General features: G+C 53.0%; 10 protein-coding genes. 9 read left to right on the top strand and 1 reads right to left on the bottom strand.

Annotated elements, in window-relative coordinates:
- Positions 1-1,425 (top strand): WIAG-tail domain (locus tag ACTHRH_RS17935; protein ID WP_440416868.1); only part of this gene is annotated, 1,425 nt, incomplete at its 5' end.
- A 1,235-nt stretch (positions 1,426-2,660) separates the two neighbouring features.
- Positions 2,661-2,936 carry a hypothetical protein gene (locus ACTHRH_RS17930; RefSeq protein WP_144939941.1) on the top strand — a complete coding sequence of 92 codons (276 nt, stop codon included), beginning with the start codon at positions 2,661-2,663 and terminating at the stop codon, positions 2,934-2,936.
- A 28-nt stretch (positions 2,937-2,964) separates the two neighbouring features.
- Here the strand turns inward: ACTHRH_RS17930 and ACTHRH_RS17925 are convergent, their stop codons facing one another.
- Entirely contained in the window at positions 2,965-3,468 is a 504-nt protein-coding gene (locus tag ACTHRH_RS17925; RefSeq protein ID WP_144939949.1) for a CcdC family protein, read from the bottom strand.
- A 311-nt stretch (positions 3,469-3,779) separates the two neighbouring features.
- Here ACTHRH_RS17925 and ACTHRH_RS17920 point away from each other — a divergent pair, with 311 nt between their 5' ends.
- The 7 genes from ACTHRH_RS17920 (at position 3,780) to ACTHRH_RS17890 (ending at position 14,482) form a co-directional block, all read left to right on the top strand.
- Positions 3,780-9,047 (top strand): fibronectin type III domain-containing protein, encoded by a 5,268-nt coding sequence (locus ACTHRH_RS17920; protein WP_440416866.1) that lies wholly within the window; start codon positions 3,780-3,782, stop codon positions 9,045-9,047.
- A gap of 321 nt (positions 9,048-9,368) precedes the next feature.
- Positions 9,369-10,232 carry a hypothetical protein gene (locus ACTHRH_RS17915; protein WP_379288223.1) on the top strand — a complete coding sequence of 288 codons (864 nt, stop codon included), beginning with the start codon at positions 9,369-9,371 and terminating at the stop codon, positions 10,230-10,232.
- Positions 10,229-10,960 carry a glycosyltransferase family 2 protein gene (locus ACTHRH_RS17910; protein ID WP_379288221.1) on the top strand — a complete coding sequence of 244 codons (732 nt, stop codon included), beginning with the start codon at positions 10,229-10,231 and terminating at the stop codon, positions 10,958-10,960. Before ACTHRH_RS17915 ends, ACTHRH_RS17910 begins: the two co-directional genes overlap by 4 nt.
- Positions 10,961-11,023: 63 nt before the next feature.
- Positions 11,024-11,740, top strand: a complete 717-nt coding sequence (locus tag ACTHRH_RS17905; protein WP_379288219.1) for a sugar phosphate nucleotidyltransferase — start codon at positions 11,024-11,026, stop codon at positions 11,738-11,740.
- Positions 11,741-11,811: 71 nt separating this feature from the next.
- Positions 11,812-12,993: a CgeB family protein gene (locus ACTHRH_RS17900; protein ID WP_379288217.1), complete on the top strand. Its 1,182-nt coding sequence runs from the start codon at positions 11,812-11,814 to the stop codon at positions 12,991-12,993.
- Positions 12,990-14,114 carry a CgeB family protein gene (locus ACTHRH_RS17895; RefSeq protein WP_440416863.1) on the top strand — a complete coding sequence of 375 codons (1,125 nt, stop codon included), beginning with the start codon at positions 12,990-12,992 and terminating at the stop codon, positions 14,112-14,114. The genes ACTHRH_RS17900 and ACTHRH_RS17895 overlap by 4 nt, the downstream gene beginning before the upstream one ends.
- Positions 14,115-14,161: 47 nt before the next feature.
- Positions 14,162-14,482: a hypothetical protein gene (locus ACTHRH_RS17890; protein ID WP_379288215.1), complete on the top strand. Its 321-nt coding sequence runs from the start codon at positions 14,162-14,164 to the stop codon at positions 14,480-14,482.
- Positions 14,483-14,734 lie beyond the last annotated feature (252 nt).

Genomic DNA, 14,734 nt, shown 5'->3' with positions numbered 1-14,734 from the left:
CCGAAACTTGCGGCGGAATCGGTTGGCAGCGAGCATATCGTCAGCGAAGCGATAAACTCCGGCCATATAGCACCCGAAGCGGTGACGGAGGAGCATCTGGAGGATGGAGCAGTAACCGGACCGAAACTTGCAGTAGAATCGGTTGGCAGCGAGCATATAGTCAGCGAAGCGATAAGCTCCGGCCATATAGCGCCCGAGGCCGTGACGGAGGAGCATCTGGAGGATGGAGCGGTAACCGGCCCCAAGCTTGCAGTAGAATCGGTTGGCAGCGAGCATATCATAAGCGAAGCGATAAGCTCCGGCCATATAGCACCCGAAGCGGTGACGGAGGAGCATCTGGAGGATGGAGCGGTAACCGGGCCGAAACTTGCGGCGGAATCGGTTGGCAGCGAGCATATCGTCAGCGAAGCGATAAACTCCGGCCATATAGCACCCGAGGCCGTGACGGAGGAGCATCTGGAGGATGGAGCGGTAACCGGCCCCAAGCTTGCGGCGGAATCGGTTGGCAGCGAGCATATCGTCAGCGAAGCGATAAGCTCCGGCCATATAGCGCCCGAGGCCGTGACGGAGGAGCATCTGAAGGATGGAGCAGTAACCGGGCCCAAGCTCTCTACTGATTCTGTTGGCAGCAAGCATATCGTCATTGAAGCGATAAGCTCCGAGCATATAGCACCCGAAGCGGTGACGGTGGAGCATCTGAAGGATGGCTCGGTGACGGCCCCGAAGCTTGCTGAACGAAGCGTCGCCGGAATCCACATCCAGCCGGGCAGCATTCAACTGGAGCACTTGGCTCCCGAGCTGCTGGAGAACCTGCAGCGGACCGTTACCGCTGCTGTCCTTCCGGCGGAAACACCGGAAGTTGCCGCAGGCCCGCAGGAGACTTCCTCGACAGAGGAAGCGCAAGGCGCTGAGTCTTTGGAAGAAGGGCTTGAATCTGTGGCAGAACCCGCCGTTCCCGCATCCGATTCCGAAGAGGAAGTGAATGCGGAGGCACCGGTACCCGGAATGGAAGAAGCTAAAGATGAGAAGTTGGCAGAAACTAAGGATGCGCTGGTATCCGGATTGGAAGCAACAGAGAATGTACCGCTATCAGGACCGGGAGAACCGTCGAATTCGCCGTCGTCCAAGTCCGACGGGGCACAGCCAGAATTGGCTGCCCAAGCGACTACAGTCTCTCCCCTGCAGCAGTTCGGAGCAGCGCCATTCCGAATCGGGCTGGAGGAAGATTCGGTCGAGGTCGCCGTCAAGCTTCCTCAGGCTTACTCCGATGATCGTTATTCCATCGTGGCGATGACGAACCATCCGGCCTGCTATGCCGTATTGAAAGAGCAGGCGGCCGGCTCGGCTGTCATAGAGGTTGTTCGGACCAGACTGTGCCCGGCTTTCGATGGAATGATCACCTGGATTGCCCTCGGCCACCAATAACACACGAACGAGAAGACGCCCGGTAAACCTTTGGCCGGGCGTCGTTTTTTTTGTTTATCCAGATGCTGCGACAGAATTTGTGGGCCTGCATTTATTTATAGCCAATTCAATTTGCGTTTCTAACGCTCCCCTTATGCCTTCTTGGGAGCAAAATGTTCCATGGAACAGACTTACAAACCTTATTACAAAACAACCTATTACAAAACAACCTATTACAAAACAACCTATTACAAAACAACCTATTACAAAACAACCCCTTTTACCAAACCCCCATAAAACTTTTCGTGAAAGCTGCTTGAGATGAAAAAAAAGTTGTTTCCGGTATTTACATTTATCTCTTAATTGATGCTTTTGACTGTTATCCCTTAGACTCAGAAAAGATTATGACTTGCTTTCCTTCAGCCTTGCCACTGTCCTTGTAATTTTTAATCGGTATCTATCCTGGGCATGGTGTCTGGTCACCCACGTGTAAGGGGCAACTCACCCCGGGAGTAGCGTGTTAAGATGGTGGGGAGCTGATCAATATGTTTGGAACCTTTCGGGCCATCGGTGAGAGGAAATTGAGCAGTAGGGATAACAGTCAAAGGATGAGAAGAAGCAACAGGCTGGGCAAGAGTAACTGAGCGAAGGGGATAGCGGTTCAAAGGGTGAGCAAAGAGCAACAGGCCTCGGCACGAAGCTACTGAGTGAGCGGGATAACAGTCAAAAGGAGAGAAGAAGCAACAGGCGAGCAAGAGTAATTGAGCGAAGGGGATAGCGGTCCATAGGGTGAGCAAAGAGCAACAGGCCTTGGCACGAAGCTACTGAGTGAGTGGGATAACAGTCAAAAGGAGAGAAGAAGCAACAGGCTGGGTAAGAGTAACTGAGTGAAGGGGGGTCCAAAGGGTGAGCAAAGAGCAACAGGCCTCGGCATGATGCTCCTGAGTAAGCGGGATAACAGTCAAAAGGTCGCCGGAGGAGGAGCCGGGCCCTAAAACGCAGAAGTCCCTACAAATAGGTAAATAAAAGGCGGATGGATCCGGTTCTAGATAAGAAACATTGAAATGAACTCTGCCCAATAAATTAAACTTGTGTTTTAATAGAATTAATGAACAAGGATCACATTATCGATCCTTGTACTGCGGGCTGGAAAATATAATGTATAATTAATAAAAAAATGGAGGGAGAGGAGAAGAAATAATATAGAAGTTAATTCCTTTTTTACAAAAAATGGTAATAAAAAGGAGGTTGTTAATATGAGAAAGAATAGAATCTTTGTGCTCATAATGATGATCTGGCTTACCATCTTAACGGTTTGGTCGATCAATAAAGTAACCGCATCCCTGACCTTTGACCGCCCCATAACCATAAGCGGGTGGCCGGAGCAAAACCAGCAAATAACGGCCGTTCCGATGGACAAGAATACGGTGTGGATTATTGATTCCAACGATTATAGTTATATTAAGGTGATTACTCGTGATAATGAAGGCTTTAAAATAACACAGTCCTTCATGTCTCTAAGGAATGAATAAAAGCCATCTGTACATATTCAAGGTGCTGTTAATCTTTTTCCCCCGGTGCTTTCTGTCCTCTCCGTTCCAGCCTGCGGTACTGGACAAGCATAGCCGCCCGCCAAGGAAGCAGCATGCCGAACGCCAGAATGAAGAAAATTCCGGCACTTTGGGAAATAGTAATATAAGGCTCCAGAACATCGTGCAGTAGAGTACGCACTAGCAGCAAACCTATGATAACGACAATGAACATGCTTGATCGCTTTAAATAAATCTCATCGCCTACCTGATGAAATTTAGAGGTACGGATGAGCGGGTAAGAAAAAAGCAGCGCCCCGACCAGAAAGGCAGCAGCGACCCATGTCCACGGGATGCGGAATGCGGGTGCCAGAAACATTAAAAAGCCTGTTGCCATTCCGACAGGAGGCATAATGATTTTCTTGAGAGAGGTCGGTTTGTTAGCTGCCCTCAGTCTCAGAACAATGACGGCGCTGCCCGCGAACAGCGATACGAGGATGGACAGGACCTGCGGAGAAAACAGTGCGTGAGTCATCACAATATCACTCCATTTGCAAAAGTATGTGGCCATGGAATGAAGTAGGTCACCTTTCTATTGTAACTAATGTTGCAGCTATCTTCAAAACAGCCGTTGAAGCTAGCAATTACATAGATAATCCGCAGATTAGATAGGCGGCAGTCGGTCATGCGTTCATTATCAGTTTCTCCGTAGCTATGGCTGGTATGGACAAGATCTGAGCAAATGATTATTTATGTTATGGGGATTATTTCCTATGCTGATGAAGAATTTAATCATTTGAGTCAGGAGGGGAAATAGCGACCGTAATCTTTAAAAGAAGGCTGGCCATGCTGATGGTGATCACGACTATTTTGTATGCGTTTACAGTGTGGGTACCGACTGCGGTAACTCCAGTTATGGCTGCGGAGGATTATCTAGTTAATGATGATTTCGAGGATGGAGCAGTTCCAGACAGCTATATAATTAACCCGAATCCGCCAACGGCCGACAATTACGTTGAGGTAAGGGAAGATCCGGCGAATCCGGGGAATAAGGCTCTATATCTTCATGATACTGCCGGAACTACCTCTGTGGCCCGCTCCTTCCTCCCGCAGACGAGCGGTAGGCTGATTCTGGAAGCCGATTTCATGCATCATGAGGGTAAAACGAACGGAATGAGAATTATCCGTCTTCAGTCCTCGGACAATAAAACGGCGGTAAGCATTGAAACAAACAGCGGTCAATTTTCATATCGGAGGGCGTCAGCGGCTTCCCATAGCCTTTTTTATAATTACAGCGCCGACACCTGGTATAAGCTTAAGATCGTTGCTGATCTGGACCGACAATGTGCGGACATCTACCTGGACGGAGAACTTATGCTGACGGATCAGCCCTTCGACGCCGAAGTCCGGGATATAGCGAAATGGGATTCCAACACTCCGGGCAGCTCTAATCGCAGCCATTTTCTGGATAACATCAAGGTATATAAGAACGATCCGGTTACAGTTCCCCTCCCGCCGTCAGAGCTTCGTGCCCGCTCCATGGACGGCAGCGTGGAATTAAGCTGGGGGGCTGTCACCGAAACAACCTACTATACGGTTAAGGCGGGAACCGCTTCCGGCCAATATGACTTGTTCTACCGGACGGAGAATGCGGCGGTCACCTCTTATACGATAGAGGGGTTGAACAATGGCACACCTTACTACTTCACGGTGAGCGCATCCAATTCCGTGGGAGAAGGACCGAATGCGGCAGAGGTTACCGCGACACCGTCAGCCGCCCCGCCGGAACCGACCGGAGTATCGGTCCATGCCGGAGATAAGCAAATCCGACTGTCCTGGGATGCTGTAGCGGGTGCCGAATCCTATACGGTTAGAAGCAGCACCGTTTCCGGCGGGCCTTATACGATTGCCGCCTCGGGGCTTGCGGAAACGGAGTACACTTATACCGGTCTGCTTAACAATAGAACGTATTATTTCGTAATCAGCGCCGAGACGAACGGAGTGGAAGGCCGGACATCGGAAGAAATTGCTGCCTCTCCGATTTCGTCGAAGCCTGTGCAAGCGCCGATGAATTTAAGGGTTCCTCCTATGGCTTATGACGAGCAAAGCATCATTCTGGTTTGGGAAAAGCCGGAGGAATACAGCGGCATTCGCGATTACCGCGTTTATCAGGATGGAAAATTTATTGGCACCGCTAATGAGAACACGGCGATTCATTCCCCGGCCAGGCGCTTCATCGACAAGTTCTATGCCGAGGATACAGAGCAAATCCATGTGCCGATATCCATGCATAACTTTACAGTCACCGGTCTCGCTCCGTCAACGGCTTATACCTTCACTGTGACCGCGGTTGACGCCGACGGCAACGAATCTCCCGCCAGCAATCCGGTAACACAGACTACGGCTGCCGTTCCCGAAATATTTAACATCGAAGATTATGGGGCGGTGGGTGACGGCGAGACATTGAACACTGCAGCCATTCAGGCGGCGATCGATGATGCGACGCCGGGAGGCAAAGTGGTTATTCCTCCGGGTGTTTTCAAATCCGGGGCCATCTGGTTGAAAAGCGATATGACTTTGGAAATCAGCAGAGGAGCAACGCTTCTCGGTTCGGAAGACCCGGAGGATTACCCCTACGGCTATATGCTGTATAACTATACGACGGTACCTCGTTTTTACTCGCTGATTAACGCTCATACTTATGACCGCGGGACGCTCCGCAATATCCGTATTGTCGGAGAAGGCACGATAGACGGGAACGGATGGCTGCCGCCGGTTCGGTATGATGATGATTATTTCCCAGTCCAACCGCCGGGCAATAACTCCACGTACGAGCAGTTTGGCGTATTGGCCAAAAATCAGACAAACTATGCCCGCGATGTACTCGGCTTAACTCAGGCAGGTGCTTATTCGACACGCTCCAATCTAATTACTCTTAGGGGTGTCGAGAATGTTTTCTATGGCGGATTTACCGCTTTAAATCCGTCCAACCATACTTTGGTTAATCTGGATTCCGATCACATTACCGTCGGAGGAGTCAAGCTGCTTACCTTCGATGACAACAATGCGGATGGGATTGAATTTGGCGGCGGCGAAGATCTGGTTGTGTTCAACAACGTTTTTGACACCGGTGATGATTCGATGAATTTTGCCGCCGGACAAGGGGCTCAAGGACAGAAGGAGGAGCCTACGCGTAATGCATGGATTTTTAACAACTACATGCGGGAGGGACACGGTGGCGTCGTTATGGGAAGCCATACGGCGGCCTGGATTGAGAATATATTGGCCGAAGACAACGTAATGGACAGGACGGAAGTCGGACTGCGCGCCAAAACGAGTACTCCTACCGGCGGCGGAGCAAGGAATATTGTGTTCCGGGATACCGCGATGAGAAACGGCAAGAATCAGGCCTTTATTTTTACTTCGTCTTACTCTGACGTGAATTCGGCGATTGAATATGAGCCTGCCGACCGGCCTTCCCAATTTAAGGGCATTTACGTTCATAACGTATCTGTCGACCATTATGCCAAGGAATCGATTAACGTGGCAGGGGTAGACGGGGGCTTTCACGAGGATATTCATTTCGACCACGTGACCTTCTATCGCTCCAAGCCCGCCAACATCAATTATATGCGCGGCAGCACCTTTAACCACGTGGTGTTCGTTGATCTGCAGAATCCTTGGGCCATAACGAATTCATCCGATCTGGAATTCAGCGGAATGACAACCATGAACACGGCTTCTGAGGATGCGGCTGTGCCGCCTCGCTGGCCGGAGGGAAGCCAATTAACGGCTCCCGCAGTTAACGATACCTCCGTCACTCTCACCTGGATCCCGGCGCAGGATAATGTGAAGGTAACGGGATACAGAATATTTGAGGGCGATACTATCGTTGGCGTTTCAACAGCGACAGGCATGGGGGAAGCGGCCAATACATATACGGTTCAGGGCCTCTCTCCCGGTTTAAGCTACGAGTTCAGGGTGGAGGCGGCGGACGCCACAGGAAACTGGACGGATGCGGGAATAAGACTGAACGTGGTGACAACGGGGCATAAGGATACAGTACCGCCCGTAGTTCCGGACGGAAGCCGGATTGAGCTGGCGGACAAAATCCATACGACCTGGCTCACGATAAAATGGCCTGAGGCTTCGGACAACATAGGAGTTCACAAGTATCTTATTTACGTCAACGGCGAACTGAAGGGCCAGAGCAGAGTAACGTCCTCTTCCCCGGGGAACATGTATACAGTGACGGGTTTGTCGTTCGAAACCCCGTATACTATCGAGGTGGAGGCGGCAGATGCTGCCGGAAATACGGCGAGATATCCCGAACCTCTTGTCGTAACTACGGCAGGGGCTTATGATACCGCTGTCCCCTATTGGCCGGAAGGGGCAGAATTGACGACAGAATCAGTTGCGCCGGACAGTGTGCTTCTGCGCTGGACGGAGGCGAAGGATGATTTGGGAGTCACGGGCTATCGAATTTATAAGGATGGCAAACCGTTTGAGGGTGAAGTGAAATTTACACCGGCCAACCAAGCTCATACAGTCCCAGGTGAAGCCACTTCGTTCAAAGTGGACGGATTATTGCCCGAAACCGAATATCGCTTCAGGGTTGAGGCAGGGGATGCGGCCTCTAAATGGACGGGCAGCGGCCCGAGCGTTACGGTAAAGACATCTGCCGCCGGTGAAGGTCCTCCGGACCCGGTCGATCCGACAGACCCTCCGGCCCCGGTTGACCCGACAGACCCTCCGGCCCCGGTTGACCCGACAGATCCTCCGGACCCGGTCGATCCGACAGATCCTCCGGACCCGGTCGATCCCACGGATCCGCCTGACCCGTCTCCTGGACGCGATCCGCATCCGATCGGGGGCTACTGGCCGCTGGTTACCCGCTGGAGCGATGTAATCTCGCACTTTGTAGAAGGGGCTCAGGTCCGGGTTAAGATCGATCCGGTCCGGATGAAGGATTGGCTGAGCAGAAATCCGGAGAAGGCTCCTTACTTGGAAATGGGAACCCAAGGCGACGCGCATGATATTACGTTCGAATGGAGCGGCGAAGTCGTCCGGAGGCTGACGGAGTGGAATGCGGACATTACCCTCCTATTGGACGCGGGGTTCGCTGCCTTTTCCCTCCCCTTAAAGCTGTTGAACGACCCGGGCATTGAGGAGGAACTGCGTACTGCGGCAGAGGACATTGTCTTTACAGTCAGGGTAAACCTGGCGGACGAAAATTTCGTTAAACGTTTGGAGATTTATTTGCAGAATCATGGAATGAAGCGGGAGTCGGATATCGTTCAATGGACGGCGACAGCATCTGTTGACGGACGCGTAATCGAACTGCGGGATATCGGCATGCATTATGGCCATTATTTGCCGATAGCCAATGAGAGCATAGAGCCCGATCGTTCCACTGTTGCTCAATATGATCCGGCTGATCAGCGGCTGTCCTTCGTCCCATCTGTCTTCCGGAGGACGGAGGAAGGATGGGGGGCGGACTTCAGGCGGATAGGCAGCGGCTTCTATTTGGCGATAAGCCAATCTCGCTCCTTCAGCGATATGGAAGGCCATTGGGCGGAGGAAGATGTGATCATGCTGGCAAACAAACTCCTTGCGGAAGGGATTGCGAATGACCAATTCGCGCCGGAGCTTCCGGTAACCCGTGCCCAGTTTACGGAATGGCTGGTGCGGGTGCTCGGGTTAAGCGAAGCGGGAGCGGGTGATGAGCCGCTCTTTAAAGACACCGCGCCCGGAGACTGGTTCTCCCGATCGGTGGCAACCGCTGCGAAGCATCGGCTGGTCGTTGGTTATGAGGACGGGAGCTTCCGGCCGAATCAGGGGATTACGCGGGAGGAAATGGCCGTCCTGGTCCATCGTGCTTGGACATTCGCAGACGGAAGGGCCTTGTCACAGAGTCCTGTAAACCGGATACCGCAGTTCCTGGATACGGACAGGATCAACCTGTGGGCCATACCGGCGGTTCAACGGTTGGCAGAGAGCGGATGGATTGAGGGAAGAGCCGACGGATTCTTCGAACCGCAGCAGCCGGCAAGCAGAGCGGAGGCGGCGGTCATGCTGGTGAGGCTATTGAGACAGCTTGATTTTATTAAGTGACCGTAACGCCGATCGGGGACCAAGCCTCTCCGGTCGGCGCCTCATCAGTTGTCCTCCGCATAATTTCATATTCTCGGCAGCGCCTAACCTAACGGTTAGGCTTTTTTTGTGTTTTTGGAGGATGTGAAGAGTCCCGGTTACAGGTGCCGTTACACAACTTTCACGGAGACATACAATGGGATGAAAACCATTGAGCCCGAACAAGTTGTTCGGCTAACAGAAAGGCTAGATTATCCGGGTTCATTATCCGAAAATCCAAGCAGCGGTTGTCTTCCGAAAGAGCCGTACATTTTCCGAATCCGGTATGAGTGAGGGGTTGAGATGACAAGAAAAGTACGAACAAGAAGAGGCCGGCGCCAAGTCCTCAGCTCCCGCGCAAGGAAGGCTGCAATCCGCTGGGGACGCAGACGGCAGGGGAAAATAACCGGCTCGAGAAACAGAAGAAGAGGCATCGCACCCAGGCTGAGAAAATACAATCGCGGCAGCAGGGCAAGCCGGACAGCAAGAGCAAAACTCCTTCGCCACCCGGCTCCGCCCTTCCCCGCCTCCGCGATCAGCCGGACGACGGCTATTCTAGGTGTCCAAGAGCCCTATCCGGCTGTCCATTCTATCCTGGATGAGCTGCAGAAGCTGCCGCTTGAGGACATTATTCTCGTCCTCCGCCATTCCGATGACGCTTGGTTCGCTCAACTGCGGGCACATCCCGCCAGGCCGATCCTTGTGCGTGCGCAACCGCCATCGGAATCCGATACGGAGGCCAGGGAGGCCGGCGCGAGGATCAGCCGCTCCGACATTCTGCTCTTTGCCGATGCGGAGAAAGCTGTTCCGGCCGAAGCTCTCGTACCTCTCATCCTGGCTGTTGCCGGCGGGGTGGAGATGGTCGTGCAGAACGGGTCTGCGGGTCCCCCCTCCCTCCCCTACTCCCTCTCTCGGACGGCTGCCGAGCGGATGGGGTACGGTCGTGCGGCCGATCCCAGCGCTGCCTTATCTGATGCTCTCCGATTGGGTATGAGTGTACAGGCACCCATAGCCGCGGGTGCTGCAGAAGCCCCTTCGGGAGAGCAGGAAAAGCTGCAGGTTAGCAGTCATTCGCTCCAACCCCGGAGTGCGTCGGAGCCTCCAGGCCCCCTGCTTTCCCGGGATTCGGACGATCTGCCGCATGTGGCAGGGGGAGAACGGCCATGACAATGACGAGCATCATCATCCCGACGTATAATGGCCGGGAACTGCTGGCGGCTTGCATTCAGTCCATTCGCTCCTCTACCTCCTCTCCTTATGAGCTGATCGTGGTGGATAACGGTTCTGTCGATGGTACAGCGGAGTATTGCCGTGAGGAACAGCTTACTTATGTCGGGCTGCCGGATAACCGAGGTTTTCCGGCCGCTTGCAATATAGGGTTGAGGCTGGCGAAGGGAAGCTCCCTGATGCTCCTTAACAATGATGTAGTCGTAACCGGCGGATGGCTGGAACGATTGCTTGAAGCTTTGCACAGCGCCCCGGATATAGGAATCGTCGGCCCCTGCTCCAATCGGGTAAGCGGAAGCCAGAAGGTCCGCTTGGGCTATGCCTCTATGGAGCAGTTCCACTGCGAGGCTCATCGGTATATGGAAGCGAGAAGGGGAATCCGTACGGCCACCCGGCGCTTGACCGGCTTCTGCTTTCTATTCAGAAGAGAGCTGTGGGAGCGGATCGGGGAATTGGATGAGCGATTTACTCCCGGTTATTACGAGGACGATGATTATTGTTATCGGGCAAGGAGAGCCGGTTACCGGCTGCTGATTGCCCGGGATGCGTATGTTCATCATATCGGCAGTGCCAGCTTCCGCAGGCATTCGAAGCGGAGCAAACTGCTTTATATCAACCGAAGAAAATTTATTCGAAAATGGGGAGTTCATCCGCATCGGTTTATCTGATGAAGGACCTGACAGGCAACCTGTCAAGTCCATGACCATAACGGATGAAGGGGAGGAAAGCTTATGAAAGGAGTTATTCTGGCAGGCGGCAAAGGTACCCGATTGGCGCCGCTGACGGCGGTAGTTAATAAACATCTCCTGCCGGTAGGGAAATATCCGATGATCCATTACAGTGTACTGAAGCTGCGCGAAGCGGGAATCACCGATATTCTGCTGGTGACCGGCCGGGAAGCGGCCGGAGATTTCATCAGGTATTTGGGGAGCGGCTCGGAGATGGGGGTCCGTCTTACCTATCGGGTTCAAGAGGAGGCTGCCGGAATCGCGAATGCATTGGAATTGGCCCGGCCCTTTATTCAGGAAGGGGAAAAATTCGTCGTTATGCTGGGGGATAATTTATTCGAGGAGAGCCTGACACCTTTCGTCCGCAGCTTTGAACAAAGGGAAGGCGCAATGGTGCTGCTCAAGAAAGTCGATGAGCCCTATCGTTACGGAGTCCCCGTCTTTAGGGAAGGACGTATTATCCGAATTGAAGAAAAGCCGGACCATCCCCGTTCGGAATATTGCGTCACCGGGATCTATTGGTATGACAGCGGAGTATTTGATCGAATAAGGCGAATTGTCCCTTCGGAGCGGGGAGAACTGGAAATATCCGATGTTAACAACCTGTATGCCGAGGAAATGCTTCTTGCCTATGAAGTAATGGCCGATTGGTGGATTGATGCGGGCACATTCTCTTCCTTGCAGGAGGCCTCCAAGTACATGCTTAAACGGCAAGAGTGAGGCTGCCGGTTCTAACGGACCGGGCGCATCGCGGAAGAAGAACAACATTCGGGAAAGGAGCTGCAGATGTCATGAGAAGCGGCAGACAGGCTACATTCATACGCAGGAGGACGGGCAAAACCAGGCGCTTGGCAGGCGGGCGGACAGAGGACGGATTCCGCGCAGGCCATGCAGACGGATGGAGCGACGGTTATCATTACGGCCGCTGCCGGAAGGTGATGGAACAGGTTCCGGACCCATCCGAAATTTTGTATGACCTTCATGTCGTTTTTGTTCACGAGGCGCTGTTTGCCCTTAATGAAGGCATTCGCAGCGGTCTTGAATCGTTGGTCTCGCGAGTGTCGGTCGTCAATCCGATGCAGGCGGACGCGGCGGCCTATATTGCAGGTCTTGCTCCTGATTTGGTCCTCGTCTTGAACGGAGTTCATGCTTTTCCCCCCGAGCAGGCGCAGGCACTAAAGCAATACGGGGTGAAAACCGCGGTATGGTTCGCCGACGATCCGTATTTCACGGACGTCTCCTCCCAAATCGCCCCTTTATATGATTATGTATTTACGCATGAAATGGGCTGTGTTCCCTTCTACCAAGGCCTTGGCTGTCCAAATGTGCACTATTTGCCGTTGGCGGCCAGCCGCAAGGTGTTCTACCCTCAGCCTGTAGGCAGCGAGTACCGGACGGATATTTGTTTTATCGGCACCGGATTCTGGAACCGGATCTCCTTCTTCGATCAAATCAGCCGATACTTGACCGGGAAGAAAGTGATGATTTCGGGAGGTCTCTGGACGAGGCTCAAAGCCTATCCGCGGTTAAAGCATCGGATTACGCTTGCAGGAACGCCCTTCGAGCAGACAGCGGCCTATTATAGCGGAGCCAAGATCGTCGTCAATCTCCACCGGGCTGCGGAAGACAGCCAGCATAATAAAAATTCCCGCCGGCTTCCCGCGCTGTCCGTCAACCCGCGGACATTTGAGATGGCGGCCTGCGGGACTCTGCAGCTCACCGATATTCGCCAGGACCTGAACGATTTCTATATTCCCGGCAGCGAGATAGAAACTTATACATCCGCACAGGAATGGATCGAGAAAGTGGAATATTATTTAAATCATGAAGACCGACGGCGGGAAGTAGCGCTGCGCGGGTTACACCGAACCATGAAGGAGCATACTTACCGCCATCGGCTGATTCAGCTGTTAACGACGGTATTCGGCGATAGACTCGAGTCAGCAAATAAACGATCGGAGGTGACATCATGAGACGTTCGCCGGGAAGGGCCCAGCCTCGTTATACTGCGGGAAGAATGATCGGTTATCAGCAAGGACTTATAGAAGGTCGCCACTATGGAAGAGCATTGGCGGTCAAGCAGCAGTTCGCCGCGATGCACCAACCGCGGTTATGGAACAAGCGGGTTCTGTTCGTAACAAGCGGCAAAGGCTTCCCCTACTCTCCGCTGGACGAGGCGGTGGCCGCGGCATTGCGTAAAATGACGGCCTATTGCGAAACGGCTCTGCCTAATGATCCGATTCTCGGCATTATCGATCGGGTGCAGCCGGATCTTGTGCTGGTATTGGAGGGGATGGTACTTCCTCCGGACGTTATGAATACGATCCACTCGCGGGGAATCCGAACAGCGCTATGGCTGACGGATGACCCTTATTATACGGATATTACAGGCCGAATCGCCCCCTATTACGAATTTGTGTTCACACTTGAAAAAAGCTGTCTCCCGTTTTATCAGCAAATGGGCTGTTCCCGTGTCCATTATTTGCCGTTGGGGGCCAATCCCGATGTTTTCCTGCCGCGTCCCGTTCACCCGTTCCGGCGCCGGGAGATCAGCTTTATCGGAACCGGGTATTGGAATCGGATCGCCTTCTTCAATCAAGTGCTCCCCCATCTTCATCACCGCAATTTCCTGTTGTCCGGCTGGTGGTGGCATCGACTTAGGCGGTTCCGTACGTATCGCCGCAAGATTCAGCTGGGCAGATGGATGGGCCCGCAGGAAACTTCGGAAGTCTATTGTGCTTCCCAAATCGTCATCAATTTGCATCGCGCCTTCGATGATGAGTCCTATAATTCCAACAGCCGGAAAATTCCGGCGGTATCCCTCAACCCGCGGACATTTGAAATCGCCGCTTGCGGGGCTTTTCAGCTAACAGACGAAAGATCCGACCTTGCAAGCTTCTATGTTCCCGGAGAAGAAATCATTACCTACAGCTCTCCGAGCGATTTTGTCGAGAAGGTGAACTATTATTTAAGCCGGCCGGAGGAAAGAAGGGATATTGCGCTGAGAGCTTTAAAACGGACCCTGCATGAGCACACCTACGAGCAGCGGCTGAATCAGCTCTTTACTATCATCTTTGAACAAACGCCGGGCTGACGGGCGCGGCCTGTCGCCTCAATTTTACAGAAGGAGGTCGCATGACTATGGCAGCTCATTCTATGCGGGCAAGACGAAGGAGCTTGCGGAGCCGCAAAGCTTCTCCGATACGGCTTCATGCCAGACCGGCCAGAAGAAGAACGGCGCGCCGGAGAAACGGTTTATCCTCCCGCCGGTCCATGTTCCGTCGGAAGGGTAAGGCTGCACGCGGACGCAGACGGCTTGGAACGAAACGAACAAGAAGTTACATCCCCCGCAGAACCGGCCCTTACTGGCAGGGCTATCAGCTCGGATACCGGCAGGGCTTCGATGAAGGGGCGGCACAGGGAATGGCGGAGGGAGCCGAAGGGCTTCAGGCTTCCGCTTGAACATGTTCCCGCCGTTTTCCAGAGCCTAGCCGTTTTTCCGGCAGAGTCCGAAGATGCTGAATTCTACTTTATGTCCTTAGCGGAGGCTTCCCTCGAGCAGGGAAGATCCTTCCATCCTACGGGGACAAGCCTTTACTTTTTCTCTATTCTTCTTCTCCTATTTCCTCTCTAATGGCAAATTCCATATTTTCTACTATTCTATGATTCTTCTCTACGAAAGATTCCTGTTGAATTACGAAATGACCGGCCCTT

It is taken from the genome of Paenibacillus sp. SAFN-117 (genome assembly GCF_051966115.1).
GTDB classification, from domain to species: Bacteria; Bacillota; Bacilli; order Paenibacillales; family NBRC-103111; genus Paenibacillus_L; species Paenibacillus_L residui.
Note: the sequence above shows the minus strand (reverse complement) of the source record. Positions and strands in the feature narration are given on the sequence as shown.